Consider the following 23,835-nt stretch of genomic DNA (forward strand, 5'->3'; position numbering starts at 1 on the left):
AGGGTGGAAAAAGTGGACGGAAATGGGTGAGGGCGAGCGAGGCCGAACGGATAAGGAGATGGTGAAGACCCCTGATTTGCCTGACTCTTTAACCGGCGAAAGGTCTCGAAAGCGATGGCTCTCCCCCTCCAGGAGGGGTTCCGATTTTCTGCCGGGGAACCAGATCTCCCTCCTTCAGAGCGGAGCGGCCTATTTTCCCGCCCTCGAAGCGGCCTTCGACCGGGCCAGGTTTGAAATTTACCTTGTCACCTATATCTACCAGGATGACGCCACCGGACAACGGATTGCCGACGCTCTGAAACGGGCGGTTCTGAGGGGAGTCGAGGTCTTTTTGCTCATCGACGGCTACGGCTCCAAGGACCTGCCAAAACCGATGCTGGAGCGGATGCGGACCGATGGCGTGAGGGTTCTTGTCTACCGGCCGCAAATCTCCCCCTGGACCTTTCGCCGCAAGCGCCTCCGCCGGATGCACCGGAAGGTCGCCGTGGTGGACCGGGAGGTCGCCTTTGTCGGGGGGATCAACATCGTCGATGATCGAGAACCGACCGAGGATCTCCCCCCGCGCTACGATTTTGCCGTCGTCGTGGGAGGTCCGCTGGTGGAGGAGATCCGCCTTTCGGCGCGGCGGCAGTGGTCCATGGTGGCCTGGGCTCGTTTTCGCAAGGGGGCGGGCCGGTCCGTGGCGCTGCCTGGTTCGACCACCGGTGGATCCATGAGCGCGGCATTTGTGACCCGGGACAACTACCGCCATCGTCGGGACATCGAGGCGGCGTATCTGCAGGGGATCGACCGTGCAACCTCCGAGATCATCCTTTGCCACGCCTATTTTTTGCCGGGGGTCGATTTTCGTCATGCCCTGACCCGTGCCGCGGAGCGCGGGGTCCGGGTGGTTTTACTCCTCCAGGGGCGGATGGAATTTTTTCTGCAGCATTATGCCTCCCGGGCCCTCTACGGCCATTTTCTCGACGCAGGCATCGAAATTTACGAATACCGCAAGGGGTTCCTCCACGCCAAGGTGGCGGTGATCGACGGGCACTGGGCCACGGTCGGCTCTTCGAATATCGATCCCTTCAGCCTCCTCCTGTCCCGGGAAGCCAACGTGGTCGTTGACGACGAAGTCTTTGCCGTCACCCTGGCCCGAAGTTTGATGAAGACCGTTGAAACCGATGGGGAGCGAATCTTGAGGGACACCTGGAAAAAGGAACCCCTCGGGTTGCGGTTCATCAGTTGGCTCAGCTATGGTATGCTCCGCTTGATGATGGTGATCAGCGGTTATGCCCCTGAACACGACCGGCTCAGAAGGGAGCGCCCCCTTTCGTCGGAGAAATGACCCGTTTGGCAACGCCTTGATTCGAGGAGTCCCGGAGGTGGGAACTGGCGTGTGGGGCCGGCACCAGACGCGAACTTTTACCCCCTGGAAACCGGGCTCCCGAAATTTTGTTCCCCTGAAAATAAACGCTTCAACCACTGAAAAAGAAAATTGTGATGATTAAACGTATCTCCCGCTCCCTTCTGTTGACCTTCGTCTTTTTCCTCTGCGTCTCCTGCGCCCATAACCTGGACGCGCCAACCAAGTACGGCACGGACAAGGTCACCGTCGCCGCCGACAATGCCATCCACTATGTCGAGGTCGGTCAGGGCCCGCCGGTCCTTTTGATCCCCGGTCTCTTCGGGACTCACAGCATATTCGACCGCGTAATCCCCTTATTGAAGGATCACTACCGCCTTCTGGCCATCGACAATTTCGGCACGGGTCAATCGGGGCGCCCCGAGGGGGGCTTCGACTATCTGGTGGCCGAACAGGCGGACAGGGTCGTGGCCATGATGGACGAGCTTGAAATCGCCAGCTGCGACATCGTCGGCGTCTCCTACGGCGGGATGATCGCCCTCAACATCGCCGCACGCTACCCCGAGCGGGTCGTCTCCATCGTCGCCATTGAGGGCGCCGTCATCATGCCGAAAAACACCCCCTATCGCCGGCTGATCCAGGGGCTCAAATACCCGATCTTCGGCGATGCGATTATCGGCTTTGTCCGCTCGGGGCTCTTTGACGAAACCATGGCTGAGGACATCATGGGCCCCTCCTGGGACGATTTGAGCAGCCAGGAGCAGGACGAAATAACCGGCATCGTGGCAAAAAATGCCGATGTCGCCTCGCGGCGCACCTGGCTCAGTCTGGCCCGGGCCCTCAACGATGTGGAAGATTTCACCGAGGAGGCAAAGTCGATCACGGCGCCCGTTCTTTACCTCTCCGGAGATCTCTCCGAGTTTCGTGAGATGACCGACATGAACATCGCCTTTTTCAAGGAACATCTTCCCAACGTCGAGATGGTCTCCTTTGCCGACGGGGTTCATGACCTGGAACTGCAAAAACCGAAGGAAACCGCGGCCCTGATCCTCGATTTTATCGGCCCGAGCGACTCCGGTCCCCTGGTGACCGCTTCCGAACCGGAGCCCTAGGGGAAGAGGCCGACCGCTCCGGCCGGGCGTCTCACAACCCCCCGTCCGTCCGGAGCCGGGTCCTCCCGATGGAAGGAATTCCCGACCCCACTCCGGCTCCGGCCGCTCTTTCTTCCCTGAAAGAGCGGCCGGTTTGTTTGGAGCCGCCTCCTTTTTGAAGTGAAATGAAAATATTCCAATTTAGGCCCTGAAGTGTTACAGTGCCGGCCGTTGCGGCGATCGAAAAAACCGAAAAGTCACCACAGAGGCACAGAGGCACGGAGAAATTCCTTAGAGATCAAACAGGTTACCTCTGTGTGCTCAGTGCCTTTTTCTTCCGGTACAAAGAGCAAGATTTGCCACCAAGGCACCAAGACACCAAATAACTGATTTTGTTTTTGATTTTCTTGGTGCCTCCGCGTCTTTGTGGCAAAAAATCCTGTTTAAAAGTCTCTTTCCGAAAAAGGGACATCGAAGGCGAATGAGGATGCTCTGTGGTCAATCCGGTGTTATAACCCTGCCGCATTCGAGGAGGTTCCCGTGCCCCGCCAAACATCGATCCATTCCTGCCTGCAGGAGAACTTCGGCTTTTCCTCCTTTCGTCCCGGGCAGGAGGCCATCACCGACTCCCTGCTCGCCGGGCGCTCGGCCCTGGCGGTCCTCCCCACCGGCGGCGGCAAGAGCCTCTGCTACCAGTTGCCGGCCCTCCTCCTCGACGGACTGACCCTGGTCGTCTCCCCCCTCATCGCCCTGATGAAGGATCAGGTCGACGCCCTGCAGGCTCGCGGCATCGCCGCCGCCCGCCTCGACTCGAGTATCGGGGCGGCGGAGGTGCAATCGATCTACCGGCAGCTCGAGGCCGGCTCCCTGAAGCTCCTCTACATCGCCCCCGAGCGCCTGGCCAACGAGCGCTTTTTGAACCGCCTGCGCGGACGCACCCTCGCCCTGATGGCCATCGACGAGGCCCACTGCATCTCCGAATGGGGGCACAACTTCCGTCCCGAGTACATGAAGATCGCCGGCCTCGCCCGGGAGATTGGGGTCGGCCGGGTGCTGGCGCTGACCGCCACCGCCACGCCGGCGGTGGCCGCCGACATTCGGAAGGCCTTTGCCATCACCGAAGCCGATGAGATCCGCACCTCCTTTCACCGCCCCAACCTCCACCTCTCCGTCACCCCCTGCCCGGCCCCGCAGCGTCGGGAGTTGCTGCTGCAACGGCTGCGCGGCGACTCCGGGGGGGACACCATCGTCTACGTCACCCTGCAGCGAACCGCCGAAGAGGTGGCAAGCTTTCTTGCCTCGGCTGGGATTTCCGCCAGGGCCTACCATGCCGGGATGCAAAACGAGGTGCGCGGCCAGGTGCAGGATGCCTTCATGGCCGGAAGCCTCCGGGTGGTGGTCGCCACCATCGCCTTCGGCATGGGGATCGACAAGGCCGACATCCGCGCCGTCTACCACTACAACCTCCCCAAGACGCTTGAGAACTACATGCAGGAGATCGGCCGCGCCGGCCGCGACGGGCTCGACTCACGCTGCGAGATCCTCGCCTGCGCCGACGATCTGACGGTGCTGGCCAACTTCAGCTTCGGCGACACCCCCACCGCCGAGGCGCTGCGGCAGTTGGTGGAGCACCTCCTCGGCCAGGAGGAGGTCTTCGACGTCTCCCACTACGATCTCTCCGGGGCCTTCGACATCCGCCCCCTGGTGATCGCCACCGTCCTCACCTACCTCGAACTGCAGGGGGTGCTGCGCTCGACGGGGCCCTTCTACGACAGCTACAAGATCCAGTTCAACCGCCCCCAGGAGGAGATTTTCCAGGGCTTCGACCCGCAGCGCGTCGCCTTTTTGCAGGCCCTCTTTGCCACCGCCAAAAAGGGACGCCTCTGGTACCAGCTCACCCCCGGCGAAAGCGCCGCGACCCTGAACGAGCCGCGGCAGCGGATCACCGCCGCCGTCAACTACCTCGAAGAAAAGGGGGACATCCAGGTTCAGGTCACCGGCCTGCGGCACGGCTATCGCCGCCTCAGTCCGGAACTCGACCCGGAAGCCCTCATCGCCGGCCTGCAGGAGACCTTCGCCCGGCGGGAAACCCAGGACATCGCCCGCCTGCGCGAGGTCCTCTCCTACGCCGAACAGCGCAGCTGCCTGACCCGGCACCTGCTCACCTATTTCGGCGAAGCCGTCGAAGCCGACTGCGGCGACTGCAGCCGCTGCCGCACCGGTCAGGGGGAGCGCCTCTCCCGCACCGCCCCCCTCGAACCCGGCCCGACTGAAGCCGCCATCGCGCGCCGGGTTCGGGACGAGAACCACGCGGCCCTGGCCCACCCCCGCCAGCTCGCCCGCTTTCTCTGCGGCATCAGCAGCCCCGCCGCCAACCGCGTCCGCCTCGGTCGCCACGCTGATTTCGGGGCGTTGGGGGAGTTTCCTTTTCGCAAGGTGATGGAGCTTGTTGCTTCGGGAGCGGACTGAGGAAAGGTTGTTCGTTGCCGGGATAAAACCATCGGGTCGGGTCAAACCGTTGGGTTGGATCAAACCGTCGGGACGCGCCCCGACAGGCGCCTTACTTTTTGTCCAGACGGCAACAAAAAAGTAAGCAAAAAATGCCTGGCACCTGCGGTGGGCATGGCTTGGAGGGTTGGCGGGGTTAATCGCCGAGGTGCTGAGAGTCGGTCGGTGTTGTCTTGTCCCTCAGCTTCGATTCCAGTTTGCCGGTTCTCCGTTTGCGGGGGATCCAGCGAACATTTTGTTAAAGGCCTTCTGGTTTGAAAAGCCAGGAGCAAAGACAAAAGTAACGGCAAAACCAACAGCGACAACCGCCGAGATTGTGTCGTTGTGTTTTCAGGTTCTGTTTTTAAACCAGCAGCCCCTCAACAAAATGCCCGCGGCTGCGGCGGTGATCGCACTGCCGTTGGCAGGGGCACCCGGTGGTCGAGCCGCCGCGCCGGAAGTCTCTACGTCAAACGGACATTACTTCCCAATCCGTCACGACCCATGCCGACCGCAGGTCAAGCGTTTTTCTGCCTACTCTTTGGTCGCTTTACAAAAGAGTAGGGCGGCGTCGGGGGCCGCGACCCCCGGGTCTTGTCCTTGAATTAAGCCCATGCACACCCCCCTCCAGGGAAGTATTTTGAACCGCTCTCTCCGGCCGCTCTTTTTCCCCTGAAAGAGCGGCCGGTTTGTTTTGACTCCCTCTGCGTATCCAGCAGTGCATGAATTAATTTCAATTCGAGTTCTGAAATGTTAGATTGTCGGCCATTGATGAATTTTGCAAGGATCTCTGCAAGTCTTCAGAACAGCGCGCGGGGTCCATCTCAGTCATGGCAAGACCAGCTCCGGGGTCTTCCTTTTCACAGGGGGTTTTATGAAAAAATCGTTATTGGGGTTGGTTGCATTGGTCTTTATTTCTTCCCTGTGGTCTTCCAGCGCCCTGGCGGTCGGAATCGGCGGATATGTCGATGTCTCCGGCGGCTCCGGTGAGGCCGAATGGGACTCGGATTTTCAGTCTTGGGATATCGACGCGAGTGCTGCAGCCTTCGGCTTCGTTCTTGATACCGCGCCGATGAATGAAAGAACGTTCAACTATCGACTCAATGCAGGATTGGCCGCCCAGAATTTTGAAGATGATTTGGGTGTTGAGATGGAGGCGGGGGGCATCTATGCCGAGAACATCTTCGGTTTCGCCCTGATCAGGGATGAGAACGTCCGCTGGTGGCTCGGTCCCCTGGTCCGAGTGGGGATTTACTCCGGTGAGACAGATCCCGTTAATATCGGTGGTGGCACCCAGCAAATCGACTTCACCTATGCCGAGTTCGGCATCGGCGCAGTGACCGGTGTGAACATCAACATCAATGACAGGCTGATTCTCGCCCCTTCCCTCGGTTTTAGAATTTGTGGCTTTGCCGGCACCGGTGAAATTAATGAGTATGTCGGGGGGGTGCATTATTACTGGGAAGAAGATATCTCCGGTGGGACCACATCGGCTTTTGCCAATTTTGCCGTGTTGTTCTGAACATAAAATGGTCGCGCCTGTAAAAACGTGATTCGGCATCTGCAGGCGCGATCGATCAAAACCTTAAATTCCAGGAATGTCACCTTTCCTAAAAAATGAAGGAAAATAAAATGCAAAGAATATTTTCTAAGGGGATAACCATCATCCTGATGATAGCGTGGTGCCTACCCACCCATAGTTTCGCTGCCGCAGGTGAAAAAGAGTTTAAAAATCTACTTTCAACTCCTAAAGTCATTTCTAGGGTTCAAATACACACGGCCTACAACATGTTTACTGAAAACAGAAAAGTTCAAGCAATTAACTTTCGAGTTGGTGGCATAATTCCAGCGGGCACTCCGGTAACAGTCGAGATTGTTGAACCTTCTTTAGATGATAGAAGTCTATTCGCCATGCCGGAAATTCGATTTACCACGCTTTCTGATAATATCAATTACACGCTTAAATTCACGGAGCGCTACCACCCGGGCAAAACCGTTTACGATTACGCTAATCTAATGTTTGGCGTAAAAACATTTGGAGAGATAACGGAGGGCAAATCAGCAGATGTCATTGATGCGATTCGTCGTTCGGCAGTTATCGAGGGAATGACCAAGGAGGAGGTTCTGATCTCCTACGGTTATCCAGCGGAACATCGCACTCCAAGCTTGCTCGCTAACACCTGGATTTACTGGGAAAATCGTCACACGGAAAAGAAAATATGTTTCAGCGAAGAAGAACTTGCCATCTCCTGTAAAAAGTTAAAGAGCGAGGATCTTTAAAATCTGACAGGAACCCGGCCTGGCACATCTGGTCGTGAGTGGTGCACTTGCAAATTGAATCTACAGTCACCCAGCCTTCAGAAGTTAATGTGGAGATGTCCCTAGTTTTTTCTTAAAGGAGGAAATGACGATGGAGATTCAGCATGGCTCATCCCCCACGGTTTTAGCCTTGGTTGATGAGAGTTCACTCAAACTCATTGATCGACTAGCTCCCCATAGCGACGCTGTGCGAAAGGCGAGTGACAGTCTCCTCGCAGCGGCAAAGGTCGGCGAAGTCGAGAATGCTGGCATCCTCCTGACAGGGATGGTGAAAGAGCTCGAGAAGATGAAATCACAGCCGACTGGCTTCATCGGCCGCTTTATTTCTGAAACGAAATGGGGTATTCGTCAAAAGGTCCTTGCGAGGAAAGCTGTGCGCACGGTGCTCGAAGAGATGAAAGCTGATTTCGAGCGTTCCCGTGACAAGCTTCGCTCTAATATTGTGCTGGTCGAGGAGTTGGCTTCGGCGTCTCGCGCTACAGCACAGGGGCTTCAGGGGACTATCGGCGAATTGGAAAAGGAGAAAACCGAGCTTGAAATTTTTTACCCGACCCTGGAAGCCGGATCAGAGGAAAGGCAAAATGTCAGTTCGGTCCTGCGGCGCTATGAAAAATCCATCGCCGATGCAAAAGGGCTTCTTTTTCTCCACCAGACCACTTCCGCCCAACTGAGCGTCCAGATTCAGGAGCGCGAGACGCTCTATAGCACAATGTCTTCGCTCGGTCCTCAATTGGACATCCTGCTGAAACAGCAGTTAGCGCAGTTAGTGAGCCAGGCGGAGGTTCGAGCGGCGACTAGGCAGATGCAGGCTCTTCGTGACGGGGTTCGAGCTGTTGCTGTCGAAAATGCGCGGCAAACACGGGAAAATGCGGTTGCTGTTGCCAAGGTCGCTAACGAGCCGATCATTGACGAAGCGACCATTCAGAAGCTTTCAGATGAGCTCATCGGGATGGCCTCTGATGTCAAGGCTGCGGTCAAAGCGGCGATTGAAAACGGGCAGCGTGCCGGACAAGCTGCGGAGGAGCAGTCGAAACGGATTTCCGCTGCGGTCCGGTCGCTGGAGTATGGTCAGGAGAAGGCGTGAGCATGGACTTTCTAGCGTTGCTGAATCTTCCAGAGAGTTTTCCTTTTGTCGTTGCCATCTTTCTTCTGCTGGGAATCGGCGCGTTTGAGCTGGTGGGACTTCTTCTCGGAGTGAGTCTCTCCGGCGTCCTTGATGAAGCCTTGCCGGAGTTTGATGTTGAAGTCGACGGAGCTCAAGGCCTTCAGAAAGCGTTTAGTTGGCTCGGTTTTGGCCGAGTTCCTGCCCTAGTGATCTTGGTCATCGCTTTGGCTGTCTTCGCGATCGTCGGAGTGAGTCTTCAAATTTCGATCATGAACTTATTCGGCTCGCCGTTGCCAGCGATGCTTGCTGGGCTGGGAGCCGCCGCCGCAACGGTGCCGGTGGGTGGGCTCCTGGTGAAAGCGGTTGCACGCATTGTCCCAAAAGAGACCTCGTCGGCCATTAACATCGACTCACTTTCCGGGCAGACAGCGACCATCGTTATCGGAACCGCGAAGAAAGGATTGCCGTCGCAGGCAAAGGTCCGCGATCTCTACGGCCAGACGCATTACATTCTGGTCGAGCCAGAGAAGGACGAAAGTTTCTCGCAAGGCGACCAGGTTGTTCTCGCTCAGCTTAATGGGCATATCTTCAGTTGCCGACGCGTCGATGCGTCGACAGATCCTATCTTCCCTTTGCCTTAGGAGGCGCCAGCAATGCTTGATGGATTAATTTTTGCCGCAATTGTTCTTATCTCCATCGTTATCGTCGGCACGATCCTTGTTCGACTGTACCAAAAGGCCACGAAAGAACTGGCCTTTGTGCGAACTGGCCTCGGCGGCCAGAAAGTCATCAAAGACGGTGGAGCCATGGTGCTGCCCGGCCTCCACAACCTTATCCATGTCAACATGAACACGCTTCGATTGGAAGTTTCAAGGATTAATCAAGAAGCGCTGATCACCAAGGACCGCATGCGGGTGGATGTCAAAGCCGAATTTTTCGTGCGTGTCCAGCCCTCTGTGGACGCTATCGCCAACGCCGCTCAGACGCTAGGGGCCAAGACCATGAAGCCGACAGAGCTCAAAGAGTTGGTCGAAGGCAAGTTCGTCGACGCTCTGCGCTCGGTCGCAGCACAGATGGCCATGGAAGAACTGCACGAGCAACGCGCCAGCTTTGTGCAAAAGGTCCAAAACGTGGTCGCTGAAGACATTCTCAAAAACGGACTGGAACTCGAGTCGGTCTCCCTCACCGGTCTTGACCAGACCAAGAAAGAATATTTCAATCCGGCCAACGTCTTCGACGCTGAGGGTCTCACAAAAATGACCGAAGCAATTGAGGCTCGAAGGAAGAAGCGCAACGATATCGAGCGAGATACGGAGATTCAGATCCGTCAAAAGGATCTGGAGACGACCCAGTTTCGCCTGACCATTGACCGCGAAGAAGCTTACGCGACTATGGAGCAAGATCGTGAGATTGCAGTTCGTCTGGCCGAACAAGAAATGCTCACGGCCAAAGAACAGGCTGAGAAAAATCGCCAGGCAGAAGAGGCGCGCATCGAATCTGAAAGATTGATCGAGCAGTCTCGGATCGAGAAAGATCGGCAGATTGAGGAGGCTCGCATCAATAAAACTCGTGACCTCGAAGCCGCGGAGATTGAGAAAAAAAAGTTGATCGAGCAAGCTGAAATTGGACGGGTAAAGGCAGTCGAGCTTGCGCGCCAAGATCAGGAGATCGCCATCGCCGAAAAGTCCAAAGAACAATCCCTGGCGAAAAAACAAGCCGATGAAGCTCGTGCTCTGGCCATCTCGGCGGAAGAAAAGGTTATCACTGCTCGAGATACCGAAATCGCTACTCGCCAAAAAGCTATTGAGCTGATCGAAGCGGCCAGGACGGCCGAACGCGAAGCCATTGGCATTACCGTCGCCGCCAAGGCGGAAGAAGAGGCAGCAACCGCCAATGCAGAAGCCGCACGGAAGTCCTCGCAAGGCCAGGCAGACGCGATTAAAATTCTAGCCGCCGGCGAAGCTGAAGCCGTGCTCGCCAAAGCCAACGCCGACGAGCGCATGTACCAGGTCGAAGCCGAAGGCAAGCAGAAAATCAACCAAGCGGCCAATACCTTATCGCCGGCACAAATCGAGATGCAGATTCGCATCAAACTCCTTGAGACGCTGCCGGCGATCATTAGCGAGAGCGTTAAGCCCATGGAGAACATCGATAGCATCCGAATTGTGCAGATGGACGGGATGGGACCCGCGATCCACGGCGGCAATGGAGACGGCAGCGGCGCCGGTCTCGCAGACAGCGTCGTCAACAGCGCGCTCCGCTATCGGGCAATGGCACCCCTCGTAGACCAGCTCATGACTGAGGCCGGCCTTAACGGACTCCTTAAAGGTCAGGGGCTTGCGGCTCTTGAGAAACAGGATGATGACAGCGGCGCTTCGGCTGGCGCCGGGGCATAAGCCGAGAGTTGGACTTTGCACCATCTCCGGGCAGCCTCATCAGAGAGACTGCCCGGAGTCGTTAATGATGGAGTCCTTTCTCGCTTGAGAAAGAACGGCAGAATACTGGGCAAACGGGGCGCTTGCAAAATTGAGTGCCACATTAATGAGGTCACAAATTTCAATGATCAGCGCCCTCTTCATTTTAATATGCCTTAGTATTCTTGCGGCGATTGGAGTTGTCCAACTCATCCGGGTGCTGGCCATTGCAAAACCTAGAGGTCAGGTCCTTGATTTTTTTGAATCACCTGACGGGGACTCTTTCCTGGAGCGTGAAGTCAACAGGCTTCGTCATCAAGCGGACCGGTCCCTGCGTTCAAAGTCCGTCGACGCGCCGATGAAGCTGCTCATCGCAAAAATTGTCGATGAATTGATGAAAGTAGTCGAGGAGGAGAAGGACCGGCGCCTGCAGGCAAAGCGGCTCCTGGAGTTGCTTCAGCTTTACGAGGATCTTATCAGCTCAGCACGACGTCAGCTCGCAGCAACGAGGTCTGACGAGGCTACCTTTCAGTCATATTCACAGACTCTTGAAGATGCCGAGCAGCAGCGAAACGCTGTCCTCGAGTCTTTGGAATCCCTGAGCAGTTGGCGCACCGCGCTTGAGCTGTCTGCCAGAGAATTGATCAAGGATGTGCGCAGTATTCTATCACGAGCTCAGGCAGGAAAAGCGCACACGGACTTTGTCGCAGAACTCGTCAGCCTGCAGCGCTCCGCTGCTGAATTGCTGAAGAAGCTTCTTGATTCTTAAAAAGAAGACAGGGTTCCGGGGTCGGATCGAACCAACTAACTGATTTCATAGGGGAGTTCGGAGGTTCTGTGTGGAATTCCGGGGACACCATACTTAATTCAAAAGGCGACCAATCGGTCGCCTTTGTCGTCTCAATCTAGTAAAGGGGTCATGCTTATCAACCGATGATTCTTCCGCATTCTTCCCCATGCCCCTTAACTCTCGACATCATTATCCCGGTGCCAAATATCACAAACAATCCGCACCCAGCACCTGGTTTCGACCCAGGGTGTCGGCAGTTCGAATCTGTCCGGGCGCACCAAAAAAGAACAGGAGGTTACGGGCACTTCCGCAAATGCCTACAGCGTCAGAAGAGTTATGACATTTCGCGCCAACACAATCCTTTCCCGCCGCTCCAGGTCCTTCAGCAGCCTGCTAACAACCTCCCGGGAGGTGCCCAGGTCATTGGCGATTTTCTGATGGGTGGCATGAAGGATGCCGTTGGCCGACTTCTCGACCAGGTATTCGATTAGGCGCTCGTCCATCCGGCCGAAAGCCACCTCCTGGACCAGTTCCATGACTTCGGTCAGCCGTTGGCTCAAGAGGGAATAGACGAAGGCACTCATGGCTTCGTAGTTCCCGAGCAAGCGACGGAACTCGCGGGCCGGGATGAGGAGCATTTCCCCGGCACTGACAGTTACGGCATTGGCCGGATAGGCATTGTTTCCCAGGATGCACGAGGCGTTCAGGATGCAAGTTTCGCCCGGACCAATTTCGTACAGGGTGATCTCCCGGCCGCTTTCCCCACACCGGTAGACCCTGACCTCCCCGGCCAAAACAAAAGCGATGGCTGAACACGAATCCCCCTCCCAGTAGAGATGGAAATCTGCCTGGAAGGCCTGGCGACGGGCATGTGCCAAAATCTCCGCCACGAGTTCCCCTTCCCGGCGAAACCGGGGGAAGAGGGAGATAAATTCTTCCGTCACTCTCGTATCCATTTTCCTCGCTCCATTTTTTTAAACATACTATTTCATCCCAGGCAGCATTAGAAAAGGAAAAAACCCCGGACAAATACAGCACCTGTCGTCTCAACGGCCGTGTGTGACAAAGTCACAGACATGCTGAAGCATGGTCCCTATACTGACCTCAAAACAAAAACGTGAACAGGGAGGTTGACCATGAAACGCGACGTTGGAACATTGGACCGGCTGGTCAGGATTTCGGTAGGGTTTTTTCTTCTCTTCCAGGGGGTCGTCGGCGGCCATGGCTGGGGGTATCTCGGCATCATCCCGCTTCTGACCGGAGCGATCGGCTGGTGCCCCCTTTACAGTTTGCTGGGGATCTCCACGGCATGCCGGACATGTCCGAGCAAGGGGCTCAACCAAACGGAAGAGGAAAGGTGAACCATGTCCGCTAGAAGTTTTTTGAGCAACTTTTCCGATTTCCAGAGAATGTCCCTAGTCCTCCTTTTTGCCTTGTTGCTGGCCGCCTGCAATGGCAGCGATGGCAACGACTCTGTGGTTCCACCCGTGATTCAAGCCCAGGTCTCGGCGGCCCAGGGGGGAACCTTTGCCGACAACCCTGCCAACCCCCTCGTTTCGCTGACCGTTCCTGCCGGGGCGCTCAGCGAGGATGCCCGCCTGACGGTCACCCCGGTCGCCGGTTCGCCGGCCCCCGGTGCCAACCAGACCCCGGCCAGTACCGCCTACGCGATCGCCCTCAACAGCGTCAGCGGGGCGCCGCTGACCATCGGCGAGGACCTGATCCTGGAGATGGCGGCCGCCCCGGCGCCTGTCCATCCGCAGCTAGGAGAGATCGCTAGGGTTTCAGGGACCGTCTGGTTGCGCCAGGTGGCCAGTTTCTTCCGCCCCTCCGACAGTACCGTCGTCACCCTGGTTGCCGATCCCAACGGTATCTTCCGGGTGATGCACCGCAGCTTGCAGACCGCCGGAGGTCCCGGCGTCACGGCCGGCTTCGACGTCTTCATGAACGGGACCTTCGGCAACGAGGACTTCTTCGGCGGCGTCCTTGACCTGCACACGGTGCTGAACGGTCTCCCGCCGACCGACGCGGTGGCCCTTGGCGTCCAGATCGACCTGGCCAAGGTTCCCCAGACTATTGTCGACGTCATGACCGGTACCGACCTCAACGCCAAGGACGTCGCCCTGGCCGATCCCGCCACCACCCGGGCTCTGCTCCAGGCCGGGGCGGTTGTCGGAGTGAAAGGGGTTTTCGGAGATCCGCTCAACCCCGACCTGTTGACCAGCGCCGGCATCACCTGTGCCCTCTGTCACCAGAACGTGACCCCAACCACCTTCCAGTTGAGCGCGGGTCCGACGACCCTGCCCATCGGACCGCTGGAGGTCGACGGCAAGGCCAACGTCGCCATGGACGCCGGCGCCATTCTCGCCGCCACCCCCTTTGCCCAGACCGCCGGTCAGCCAACCATCGACCTGTTGAACAGTTGGGGCCCAGGGCGTTTCGACATCCGTGCCCTGCCCGACAACCCTCTTGAAGACAATGCCGACAACCCCACCGGCAATCCGCCGCTCTGGAACTTCGTCGACCTCGAAGCGCAGGGGTATTTCTTCGGCTACGACGGGCTGTTCGTCGGCGAGAATGCCCTGGCCAGCCAGGCGGAGGCGGTCTACGACCTGGTGATGCACGCCAACGGCGCCTTCGGCACCGTCTCGGGCAACCTCTCCCCGGCACTGCGGATCACCCCGCCGCAGGCCCTGCTCGACGCGCTGGCCGCCGCCGAGGTCGCCGCTCCCGGCAACGACATCGTCACCCAGGACCTCCTCGACCTGCAGACCTGGATGCGCAGCCTCGCCAGTCCGCCGCCGGGAGCCTTCGACGAGGCTCTGGCCGAGGAAGGCTTCAGGCTCTTCTTCGGCAGGGCCAACTGCCATGTCTGCCATGACACGGCCGATCTGACCGATGCCGCGGGAAGCCTCTTCACCTTTACCCTGGGAGCGACTTCGGGGGATCTGGCCGGCGGCATCAAGGTGCCGGGGCTGCGGGGGGTTTCCCAGTCCGCCCCCTATCTGCATGACCACAGCCTTGCCTCCCTGGAGGAGGTCGTCGCCCTGCTGGCCACCCTCGGCGATCCTATCCCTGCCTTGACCGCCACTGAACAGACTGCGCTGGTGGAGTTTCTGAAGAGCCTGTAAGACGCCCGTCCCGCCCAAAGACGAAAAAGGGCCTGCGATTCGCGCAGGCCCTTTTCCTTTGGTGATGAAACTGGGCTCAGGGTCAGGCTTGCAAGGTTGAAAAGATGGTGAATGTCCGCAGGGATGGCCGGCCAAAAACAATCCCCCTATTCCGCCTCGATCTGCAGCTCAGTGCTGATGTCGATCGCCTTGTGCAGCGACATGTACACCGGGCAGGACTGGTGGTGGATGCGGTGCACCCGCTCCGCCGTTTCGCGGGACGTCTCGGGCGTCTTGAGATGATAGGTGACGCGGATCCGGCGGATGATCAGCACCTTGTTCTCGGTTTCGATCTCACCTTCCACGTCGGCGGTCAACCTGCCGTTGGATGCATCTATTTGACGCGCCTCCAGCGCGCCTCCCAGGGTGCCGGTCAGTCAGCCACCGGCGGCAGCGACTACGTAGTCAAGTGTGGTCGCGTGCGGTTCGGGGAGCCTGTCCGCGGTGAGGCCGTAGTGCTCGGCGACGGGTCCGTGCACGCCGAAGCGGACCGGTTCCTTTTCCGCCGGCAGATACGCCAGGCGATCGGGCCCCTGGAGGCGTTCGATGCGTATTTTTGAAAGATAGGTCACGTCTTTCATCCCTCCTCCTTTGTCGACTCTCTTCGTTTCTTCTCAGACATTACCCGCTGCCCCCGCCCTGTCAAACCCGGAACCTTGACAAGGAATAGATCAGGGGACATCATACCTTTTTCAATCTCCCGGCCCGATCGCACCACCTCCCCTCTTAAAATCGAGGTCACAAATGGACAATCGTCATCTCGTCGAGCAAGCGGTGAAGGCCGGTATAAAATCCTACGCCGAATCTCGCCGTCTTCTCATCACCCCGTTTATCGAGAAAAACTTCTCCTTCAAGGGCGCCTGGAAAATCAACAGGTGCGCCCTGGGTAAAGACCTTCTGAGAGCGCCGGCCAATATCGCCTGGGCGCCCGTTTATTTTCTGGCGAAGATGGGCGGGGCGGCCTCAAGGAAGGTCGGCCTGAAATCGCTGGCCGACCGGCTCTGTTCGGCACCGCCGGGATTTCGCACCGATGTCGAGCGGGAGGTTGAATGGCTTTTATATTCGGACTTTCTCGAGTTGCCCTACGAGTGCAGCGGTCGCAAATCCGAAAAAAACGCCCTGCTGACTCATATCCTGGCAGAAGGAGCACTGATCGACCTCTTCGAGGAGACCCTGCGGCCATTTGCCGAGATGTCGAAGGATTCGAGTTTACGCATGAGCCTGGAGAAAAAACTGGGCACCTATGTCGACAACCGCAAGGATGTCTCCGAACTGACGGCGGCGCTCATGGGGATGTCGGCCGGGCTGGCGGCGCACAAAGGGGTGAATCTCGGCGCCGTGGGGCTGGGGCAGGCGACGGCAGGGGCCATTGCCCACAACGTGGCTGTATCCAACTTCCTTCTCGGCGAGTCCATCGGCGGCCTATACTACGCGATTTTCCCCGGAGCGGCTGCCGCCTCCACGGGGCTTATTGTCGGCCTGACGGGCGGCATTGCCGCGGCCCTGGGAGTCGTGTCGGCCTTCTCCGGGATTCTTGCAGACCCGGTGCAAAAGGCCCTCGGGCTTCACCAGCGGAAGCTCACTCGACTGGTCAATGCCATCGAAAACCAGTTGTCCGGAGAGGGGAAAGAGGCCTATGCCCTGCGGGAGGGATATGTCGCCAGGCTGCTCGATTTTCTCGATATTCTTATGAGCGTTGCTCGGGCCGCTACCTAGGGTTGTTTCTTTCTACTCATTTTTCCGGGGATAAAACCGTCGGGTCGCGCCCCCGAGATTGTGTCGTTGCCTTTAAAGGTTCTGCTTTTAAACCAGCAGCCCCTCAACAAAGTGCCCGCGGCAACGACGGTGATTGCACTGCCGTGGGCCAGGGCACCCGGTGGTTGAGCCGCCGAGCCGGACGTCTCTGCATCAAAGGGAAATTGCTTCCCGATCCGTTACGACCCATGCCGACCGCAGGTCAAGCGTTTTTCTGCCTACTCTTTAGTCGCTTTACAAAAGAGTAGGGCGGCGTCGGGGGCCGCGACCCCCGGGTCTTGTCCCTGATATTAAGGCAATAACTCATTCGAAATCTCCCCCGCCCGCAACGTCGGGACAGAAATCAGCCGGTGTAAATCCTGATCGGCTCGCAGGACAAAATGCCTCGAATATTCATGTTTGCCGGTTCTTTATGTGCGCGGCGGCTTCGTTTCAAAGTCAGTGATGACCCGGCGCATAAATTCGTCGAATAAGGGCACAGTGAAGGCCATATCTCCATGTGCAGGGCTGAAGATCATCCCCTTTTTTATGAGGCTGGCCCGAATCGGACCCAGGGTCGTAATTTTTACCCCGAGAGTTTCGGCGATATCCGCAGTGCGATAAGGTCCGGCCCCTAACTCTGCCATGGCGCGCATATAGATTTTTTCGCGCGGAGTGAGTCGATTGAAACGGACGCGGAAAAAGTTTTCGTCAAGGCGCCGGGCCACCAGGGTTGTCGTTTCCTGCACAACGTCCAGGGTGATAGGAGATGCCTCGGCATGATTCCACGCCTGGTAGCCCCATTCCTGCAGAAAATAGGGATAGCCCTGAGTCAGACGATAAATTTCTTGAAGAGCCGTTTGTTCAATCTTTTCACCGGCGGCGACAATCGGATCCTTGATGGCCCTGGTGGCTTCCCTATCGGACAGCGGGCCGATGTCGGGAAAACTGAAGAGACGCTCGGCATAGGACTTGGACTCGCCGGCCAGCCCGGGAAGAATCGGCAAACCGGCGCCAATCAAAACCAAGGGGAGTTGGCGTTGTTGCATCTTGTGCATCGCCATGATCAGAGCACTCAATTCGGACGAACCAAGATACTGGATTTCGTCGATCAAAACCGCCACGGCCGTATGACGTTCTTCTGCCGCTTCGGCAACGGCCATGAACAGGTTGGGAAGGTCGATTTCCAGGTCCCCACTATCGGCAGCGCCGGTCTCGGGATCGATATCAACCCCGAATTCAACGTCGCCCACGGTCACCTTGACGGCACTGATGAAACTCTTCAAAACGGCAATGCCCCGCTTGGCCTTGTCTCCGGCCCCGGCGATCCGGTCAAGGTCGAAGAGAAGGCGGCGCAGTTGCGGGATCAGAAGGACGGCGAGCGGTTTGTCCTCATGGGCTTCGATGAGGATGGTGCGATAACCATCTCCCTGGGCCATGCGCTCCATCTCATTGAGGAGCACGGTTTTACCGACTCCGCGCAGACCGGTCATCAGGATGCTTTTTTCGGGTCGCCGCTGCAAAACGCGACCGAGCAATACATGAGCCTGTTCCAGAATGCTGTCGCGACCTGACAGCTCTGGAGGTGGCGAGCCTGCGCCTGGTGAGAAGGGGTTCTTGATTTTATCCATCAGCGTACCTCCTGCAGGGATTTATAGTAATTTATACGGTGTTATCCGAATAATGTCGAATAATTTTGTATAAACTGTAAGCGCCAGATAAAAACCCGGGTAGGCTAGGAAGTGGTCCCGCGCCGCCACTGAGGGAGGGGTTTTAGGGATAAAACCGTCGGGACGCGCCCCGACAGGCGCCTTACTTTTTGTCCAGACGGCAACAAAAAAGTAAGCAAAAAGTGCCTTGCACCTGCGGTGGGCATGGCTTGGAGGGGTGGTCGTGTTAATTGCTGCGGTGCTGAGAGTCGGTCGTTGTTGTCTTGTCCCTCAGCTTCGATTCCAGGTCGCCGGTTTTCCGTTTGCGGGGGTTGCATCAACCATTTCAGTAAAGGGCTTCTGGTTTGAAAGGCCAGGAGCAAAGACAGAATCCACGGCAACGGCCACCGAGGACTCGTTCTAGTTTTCCCGGTTCTGCTTTTCAACCAGCAGCCCCTCAACAAAATGCCCGCGGCAACGAATGTGATCGCACTGCCGTCGGCAGGAGCACCCGGTGGTTAAACCGCCACGTCGGACGTCTCTGCATCAAATGGACATTGCTTCCCGAACCGTTACGACCCATGCCGACCGCAGGTCAAGCGTTTTTCTGCCTACTCTTTAGTCGCTTTACAAAAGAGTAGGGCGGCGTCGGGGGCCGCGACCCCCGGGTCTTGACCTTGAATTAAGCCCATGACCTTCGCAAAGCTTCTCTCCTTTCTATTCATTTTTCCTTACGAAATTCATTTTTTAGTTGTAGTTACGAGCTGTTTTGCAGTAATAATCTATTCAGAATCTATTCACATCTGGATGTTTAATGCGAGAAGAGCTTAAAGTAAAAATATTGGAGAGGCTTGCGACCGGGCCAAAGATAGCCAGGGAACTTGTTTCCCTCGTCGGCGCCAGCCAGCCCACGCTTTCCCGGGCCATTAGAGAACTCGGCACTCAGGTCGTAACCCTGGGGCGGGGACGGGCAACAAGATATGCCCGTCCTCGGCTTGTGCGGGGCATCACAAGCCAGTTTCCCGTTTACCGCATTGACGAAGCGGGAGATGCTCACCTTCTCGGCCTTTTGCAGACTCTTGCCGGCGGGCATTACTGGTGGGAACCTGAAGATTCGGCAAAGGAGAGTCGCCTTTTCGATTATCTCCCCTGGTTTGTTCAGGATATGCGCCCGGAAGGTTTTGTCGGACGGGCCTTTGCGCAAGGGCAAGGGGCCGATTTGGGGCTTCCGGCAAAGTTGACTGATTGGACTGACGATGATGTGCTGATTGCGCTGTCCCGGCGCGGAGAGGATCATATCGGCAATCTGATCATCGGCGAGGAGTCCATCGAACGTTATCTGAAATTCGCACAAAAGCCGTCTCCCGAGGTGCCTGAGCCTGCCCGGCAACAGGTCTACGCCGATCTCGCCAGAGCTGCCATGGAAGGAGACCCGGCCGGTTCTTCTGCGGGAGGGGAACAGCCGAAGTTTGCCGCGATGCTGCGGGCGGGTGACGAACGCCGTCATGTGCTGGTTAAATTTTCCCCGCCGATCCTTCAAGCAGAAGGTCAACGCTGGGCAGATCTCCTTCTCTGCGAGCATCTGGCTCTTGATGTTGTGCGGGATGCCGGAATCCCTTCTGCCTCGAGTCGGATCCTCGAAGCTGACAGCCGCGTATTTCTTGAGGTTGACCGCTTCGATCGAATCGGCAGTGCGGGAAGATCTTCCCTCTTTTCCCTGCGAGCAATCGATGGCGAATATCTGGGGATGGGAAGCGATTGGGCTAAATGTGCCGGGGGACTCCTTCGGGCCGGAGTCATTTCTCCCGAGGATGCGCGGAAAATGCGCTGGCTGAAGGTTTTTGGCGATCTTATCGGCAACACGGATATGCATCTGGGCAATCTCTCTTTTATCCGTGTGCGCTCGAGGTTCTACGCCCTGGCCCCGGTGTACGACATGCTCCCGATGCTCTATCGCCCGGTTTCCGGCGAAACTCCCCATCGGGAGTTTGCCCCCGGAGCGATGACCCTGGAAACGGCCGATGTCAGGCCGGAGGCGCTGCAAAGTGCACTTCGGTTTTGGGATAGAGCAGCTGCCGAACCGCGACTCTCCGATGAATTCAAGGCCATTTGCCGGAACAATTTTTCGGTGCTGCAGAAACTTGAGACGGCTCCGCGTATAATAACCAAAAAAGTCTGACCGAAGGCTGCGGCAGGGGCTCCCCCCCATTTGAAAAACCATCTGCGCCCGTAGCTCAGCTGGATAGAGCACCAGGCTTCGACCCTGGGTGTCGGCAGTTCGAATCTGTCCGGGCGCACCAAAAAGAACAGGAGGTTGCGACGCGCGTCGCAACCTCCTTTTTATTTTACTGAAACAAATGGAGCCGTAAAAAACGGAAATTACCTGGGGAGATTGGCAATGGCCGAGTCGATCTTCTCCAGGCGCCGGGGGTTCGAGGGGTGCGAACTCAAAAAGCCGCCACCGGCGCCGTAGAGACCCTCCAGGGTCAGAATGGACGCCTTCATGGCCTGGGGATTTTTCCCCAGGTTGTGCAGGGCGCGGACGGCGTAGGTGTCGGCCTCAAGCTCGTCGGTCTGGGAATAACGGGCCTGAATGGCCGCATAGCCGAGTTGCCCCAGCTGGGACGACGTCAGCGCGCCGATATAGCCGCCCACGGAAGAGGCGGCTTGAAAGGCCGTATCGCCGATGATTTTTTCCCGCATCTGCTGATAGCTGTGCTTGAGTTTGACATGACCGACTTCATGCATAATGACAGCCAGAACCTGATCGTCCGGCATGGCATCGAAGAGGCCGGAATAAACGCGCACGGTCCCGTCGGCCATGGCAAAGGCATTCACCTCCGGAGCCAGATAGACCTTGAAATTGAGATTCAAGCCATCGTAGTGCGCCAGCCCCTGCGTCAGACGATTCAACCGCACCGCATAGGGGTTATTCGCCTCGGCGACCTTGATTTTACCGTCCAGCTCCGTTGCGGCCAAGGTCGCCGTCTGCGCAACGCTCTCTTCGGTGAGGGTCGCAGCCAGCAGCGCCCCGCCACTGACCCCCATCGCTTTTTCCACATCGAAAGCGCCGCCGGCCGTACAGCCGCCGAGCAGGAGGATCAGCGCCAGTCCGGTCAAAAATCGGTGGGAATTTTTCATTTTAATCTCTCCTTAAAAAGCCCAAAAAGCGATTCCGCCTAGGACGGGTCAAACCGGTGAACCGCACCGGGTTCGGATTCAATATTCTACCCTGTTTTCTTCGGTTGGTCAGAAGAGTGGCTCATCCGTCTCCTGGGACCCGCGGACCCTCAGCGAATAAAGTTCAGGTAGGTTTTGGCCTCCCTGGCCGGCGGCTCGACCGTTCCCTTGCCGTTTTCCACCAGCTTCATCAGATAGGCCATGTTCTTCCCCAGCACCCGCATGATCTGAACCCCCTCGGTGTCCTGCGTCACTTCCCCCGGGCGGGCTCCGTGAATCACGTTCCAGTAGTTGGAGGTCGGCAGAAGCATCTCCGAATAGGCCAAAAAATTGTTCAGCTGGTCAAAGGTCGGCAGGCCGCCGGAGCGTCGTACGGCCACCACGGCCGCACCGACTTTGTGCCGCAGCAAATTGCCATTGACGCTCGACACATAAAAGGCGCGGTCGAGAAACGACTTCATCGTCCCTCCCATGGCCGCAAAATGAACGGGGGAGCCTAAGATAATGCCATCGGCCCCCTTCATTTTCTGCAGCCACTCATTGACCTCATCACCCGGCAGGACGCATTGTTCGTTTTTGTTTTTGAAGCACTGGCCGCAGGCGATGCAGGCGCGGATCGCCTTGTTCCCGACCTGGATGATTTCCGTTTCGATCCCTTCCTTTTCCAGCTCGGCGCTCACCATTTTGATGGCATGAAAGGTATTGCCTTCACTGTTGGGACTGCCGTTAAACGCCAGCACTTTCATTGCTTTTTTCTCCTGTTGAATGGATGCAAGGGGACAGGCACCATCGGAGCCCGTCCCTGTGAAGAATCACCTCTTTGGCGGGGATTGTCAAGGCGACGGATACCCCTTCAGCAAGAGGGGATAGACGTCCCGGGGGCTCATCTGCTAGACTCGGGCAGCTCATGACGGAGGGGATGAAGGTGGCCAACGACGATAAAGACAGAGACCGGCACTCGGAAACGATGATTTTCATGCCGGGGGATCCCTCGATTCCTCCGACACAGAAGGAGGCCTTTCTCACCGTGGTTCGCGGCTGCGGCGCCGACCTCGGGCAGAACCAGCCGATTGCCGAAGCGCTTGTCGTCGGCCGCGGCAAGGGGTGCGGCCTCTGCCTGATGGACATGCAGGTCTCCTCGCGCCACGCCCGGATCACCCTGCGGCCGGACGGCTCTTATGTGCTGGAGGATCTCGGCTCCACCAACGGCACCCGGATTAACGGCAAGGCGCTGCAGGGGTCGTGGGAACTCCTCGAAGGGGACAAGATTTTCCTCGGGGAGTCGGTCCTGCGCTTCGCCATGGCCGATGCCATGGACCTCGGTTACCACCATGAACTCTCGCAGCTGGTGCGCATCGATGCCCTGACCGGACTCGATTCGAAGCGCTGTTTCGACGATGCCCTGAGCATCGCCCTGACGCAGGCTTGCCGGAAAAAGTCCCCCTTATCGGTTCTGATGATGGATATGGACGGCATCAAGCCGATCAATGACACCTACGGCCATCTCTTCGGAGCGCACGCCATCGGCGAGACCGGCCGACTGATCGCCCGCGTCCTGCACGATTCCGGGCGGGCCTGTCGTTTCGGCGGCGACGAATTCACCGCCATGCTCCCCGGCCTCGACAAGGAGGCGGCCGTTCAGGTCGGCGAAGAGATCCGCCGGCTCCTCGAGGAGGCCCGTCTCGAAAAAGACGGCATCCGCCTGCAGCCGACGATCTCCATCGGCGTCGCCTCTTGTCCCGAGGACGGCGAAACGGTCCTGACGCTCATCGATGCCGCCGACCGGGCCCTCTACCGGGCCAAACGGGCCGGAAAAAACCGGGTCAGCGTTTAAACCCGGGGACTGGCTCCGCGGGGACTGGCTCCGCAGGTGCCTGTCCCCGTGATTTTCGCCTGTCCCCGTGATTTTCGGTTCGAATGAGCTGATTTCCTCTCCAGCCTCCCCCTTACGCTCCCCCCTCCGCAGTCTCCTTCAATCCCTCCCGATACCTTCGCCCCTGCTCCCGGTAATGTTCAGCGCTCTCCAGCACTTTTTTGCGCCCCGCCTCGTCCAGGCTGCGGACGATCCTCCCCGGTGAGCCGAGGACCACGGAGTTGTCCGGTACGACCATCTTCTCGGTAATCAGGGCATTGGCACCGATCAGGCACCCCCGGCCGATCCATGCGCCGTTGAGCACGACGGCGTTCATGCCGATCAGGCTGCCGTCGCCGATGGTGCAGCCGTGCAGGATCACCCTGTGGCCGACGGTGACCAGGCGGCCGACGGAGAGGGGGAAGCCGGGATCGACGTGGAGGACCGAGCCGTCCTGGATGTTGCTCCCCTCACCGATGCGGATCAGGTCGTTGTCGGCGCGGATGACGACGTTGAACCAGACGCTGGCCTCCTTTTCGATGGTGACCGAGCCGATGAGGGTTGCGTTGGGGGCGATGAAGGGGGTCCCGATCAGGGTCACCCGGCGGTCCTCGAGGTGGTAGATCATGAGGGTTCGGTCTCCTTGCGTTATTGGGGACACGCCTTTGATGGGGCGGGATCGGGGACGGCGTCGAC

The 23,835-nt window shown here is 57.9% G+C and carries 21 protein-coding genes and 1 tRNA gene; 15 read left to right on the top strand and 7 right to left on the bottom strand.

Annotation, left to right across the window (positions count from 1 at the left end; translation table 11 throughout):
- Window positions 1–58: 58 nt before the first annotated feature.
- The 9 genes from clsB to DSOUD_RS00570 all read left to right on the top strand — a co-directional run bounded on the left by clsB (window position 59) and on the right by DSOUD_RS00570 (window position 11,533).
- Window positions 59–1,330, top strand: a complete 1,272-nt coding sequence (gene clsB / locus DSOUD_RS00530; RefSeq protein ID WP_082350981.1) for a cardiolipin synthase ClsB — start codon at window positions 59–61, stop codon at window positions 1,328–1,330.
- A 155-nt stretch (window positions 1,331–1,485) separates the two neighbouring features.
- Window positions 1,486–2,460: an alpha/beta fold hydrolase gene (locus DSOUD_RS00535; protein WP_053549162.1), complete on the top strand. Its 975-nt coding sequence runs from the start codon at window positions 1,486–1,488 to the stop codon at window positions 2,458–2,460.
- A gap of 519 nt (window positions 2,461–2,979) precedes the next feature.
- Window positions 2,980–4,908, top strand: coding sequence for a RecQ family ATP-dependent DNA helicase (locus tag DSOUD_RS00540; protein ID WP_053549163.1), 1,929 nt, complete (start codon window positions 2,980–2,982; stop codon window positions 4,906–4,908).
- 892 nt (window positions 4,909–5,800) lie between these two features.
- Window positions 5,801–6,448 carry a hypothetical protein gene (locus tag DSOUD_RS00545; protein WP_053549164.1) on the top strand — a complete coding sequence of 216 codons (648 nt, stop codon included), beginning with the start codon at window positions 5,801–5,803 and terminating at the stop codon, window positions 6,446–6,448.
- Window positions 6,449–6,558: 110 nt separating this feature from the next.
- Window positions 6,559–7,206 carry a hypothetical protein gene (locus DSOUD_RS00550; protein WP_053549165.1) on the top strand — a complete coding sequence of 216 codons (648 nt, stop codon included), beginning with the start codon at window positions 6,559–6,561 and terminating at the stop codon, window positions 7,204–7,206.
- A gap of 124 nt (window positions 7,207–7,330) precedes the next feature.
- Window positions 7,331–8,329, top strand: coding sequence for a toxic anion resistance protein (locus tag DSOUD_RS00555; protein ID WP_053549166.1), 999 nt, complete (start codon window positions 7,331–7,333; stop codon window positions 8,327–8,329).
- 2 nt (window positions 8,330–8,331) lie between these two features.
- Window positions 8,332–8,991, top strand: a complete 660-nt coding sequence (locus DSOUD_RS00560; RefSeq protein WP_053549167.1) for an OB-fold-containig protein — start codon at window positions 8,332–8,334, stop codon at window positions 8,989–8,991.
- Between the two features lie 12 nt (window positions 8,992–9,003).
- Window positions 9,004–10,746: a flotillin family protein gene (locus DSOUD_RS00565; RefSeq protein WP_053549168.1), complete on the top strand. Its 1,743-nt coding sequence runs from the start codon at window positions 9,004–9,006 to the stop codon at window positions 10,744–10,746.
- Window positions 10,747–10,909: 163 nt separating this feature from the next.
- On the top strand, window positions 10,910–11,533 hold the full coding sequence (locus DSOUD_RS00570) for a hypothetical protein (protein WP_053549169.1): 624 nt from the start codon (window positions 10,910–10,912) through the stop codon (window positions 11,531–11,533).
- Between the two features lie 338 nt (window positions 11,534–11,871).
- Here the strand turns inward: DSOUD_RS00570 and DSOUD_RS00575 are convergent, their stop codons facing one another.
- Complete coding sequence (locus DSOUD_RS00575) at window positions 11,872–12,510, bottom strand: Crp/Fnr family transcriptional regulator (protein ID WP_053549170.1); 639 nt, start codon at window positions 12,508–12,510, stop codon at window positions 11,872–11,874.
- A 180-nt stretch (window positions 12,511–12,690) separates the two neighbouring features.
- Between DSOUD_RS00575 and DSOUD_RS00580 the strand changes: the two genes are divergently transcribed.
- On the top strand, window positions 12,691–12,915 hold the full coding sequence (locus DSOUD_RS00580; protein ID WP_053549171.1) for a YgaP family membrane protein: 225 nt from the start codon (window positions 12,691–12,693) through the stop codon (window positions 12,913–12,915).
- Between the two features lie 3 nt (window positions 12,916–12,918).
- Window positions 12,919–14,685, top strand: a complete 1,767-nt coding sequence (locus tag DSOUD_RS00585) for a hypothetical protein (RefSeq protein ID WP_157671688.1) — start codon at window positions 12,919–12,921, stop codon at window positions 14,683–14,685.
- A gap of 146 nt (window positions 14,686–14,831) precedes the next feature.
- Here DSOUD_RS00585 and DSOUD_RS00590 read toward each other — a convergent pair whose 3' ends face one another.
- Window positions 14,832–15,101: an OsmC family protein gene (locus DSOUD_RS00590; protein WP_082350982.1), complete on the bottom strand. Its 270-nt coding sequence runs from the start codon at window positions 15,099–15,101 to the stop codon at window positions 14,832–14,834.
- Window positions 15,102–15,305 (bottom strand): hypothetical protein, encoded by a 204-nt coding sequence (locus DSOUD_RS00595; protein ID WP_053549174.1) that lies wholly within the window; start codon window positions 15,303–15,305, stop codon window positions 15,102–15,104.
- Between the two features lie 163 nt (window positions 15,306–15,468).
- Here DSOUD_RS00595 and DSOUD_RS00600 point away from each other — a divergent pair, with 163 nt between their 5' ends.
- Window positions 15,469–16,440 carry a DUF6635 family protein gene (locus tag DSOUD_RS00600; RefSeq protein ID WP_053549175.1) on the top strand — a complete coding sequence of 324 codons (972 nt, stop codon included), beginning with the start codon at window positions 15,469–15,471 and terminating at the stop codon, window positions 16,438–16,440.
- 449 nt (window positions 16,441–16,889) lie between these two features.
- Here DSOUD_RS00600 and DSOUD_RS00605 read toward each other — a convergent pair whose 3' ends face one another.
- Entirely contained in the window at window positions 16,890–18,089 is a 1,200-nt protein-coding gene (locus tag DSOUD_RS00605) for an AAA family ATPase (RefSeq protein ID WP_082350983.1), read from the bottom strand.
- An 832-nt stretch (window positions 18,090–18,921) separates the two neighbouring features.
- Between DSOUD_RS00605 and yjjJ the strand changes: the two genes are divergently transcribed.
- Both yjjJ and DSOUD_RS00620 read left to right on the top strand, forming a co-directional pair.
- Window positions 18,922–20,286, top strand: coding sequence for a type II toxin-antitoxin system HipA family toxin YjjJ (yjjJ, locus tag DSOUD_RS17650; protein WP_082350984.1), 1,365 nt, complete (start codon window positions 18,922–18,924; stop codon window positions 20,284–20,286).
- A gap of 44 nt (window positions 20,287–20,330) precedes the next feature.
- Window positions 20,331–20,407, top strand: a tRNA-Arg gene (locus DSOUD_RS00620).
- Between the two features lie 79 nt (window positions 20,408–20,486).
- Here the strand turns inward: DSOUD_RS00620 and DSOUD_RS00625 are convergent.
- Together DSOUD_RS00625 and DSOUD_RS00630 are read right to left on the bottom strand one after the other, a co-directional pair.
- Window positions 20,487–21,248 (bottom strand): M48 family metallopeptidase, encoded by a 762-nt coding sequence (locus DSOUD_RS00625; protein ID WP_053549178.1) that lies wholly within the window; start codon window positions 21,246–21,248, stop codon window positions 20,487–20,489.
- Between the two features lie 149 nt (window positions 21,249–21,397).
- Entirely contained in the window at window positions 21,398–22,033 is a 636-nt protein-coding gene (locus DSOUD_RS00630; protein ID WP_053549179.1) for a flavodoxin family protein, read from the bottom strand.
- A 173-nt stretch (window positions 22,034–22,206) separates the two neighbouring features.
- On the opposite strand from DSOUD_RS00630, the gene DSOUD_RS00635 reads away from it, so the two are divergent.
- Window positions 22,207–23,121, top strand: a complete 915-nt coding sequence (locus DSOUD_RS00635) for a GGDEF domain-containing protein (RefSeq protein ID WP_053549180.1) — start codon at window positions 22,207–22,209, stop codon at window positions 23,119–23,121.
- Between the two features lie 112 nt (window positions 23,122–23,233).
- Here the strand turns inward: DSOUD_RS00635 and DSOUD_RS00640 are convergent, their stop codons facing one another.
- A complete protein-coding gene (locus tag DSOUD_RS00640; RefSeq protein WP_053549181.1) occupies window positions 23,234–23,767 on the bottom strand; it encodes a gamma carbonic anhydrase family protein in 534 nt (177 codons plus the stop codon).
- Window positions 23,768–23,835: the final 68 nt, after the last annotated feature.

It is taken from the genome of Desulfuromonas soudanensis (assembly GCF_001278055.1).
GTDB lineage: Bacteria > Desulfobacterota > Desulfuromonadia > Desulfuromonadales > WTL > Deferrimonas > Deferrimonas soudanensis.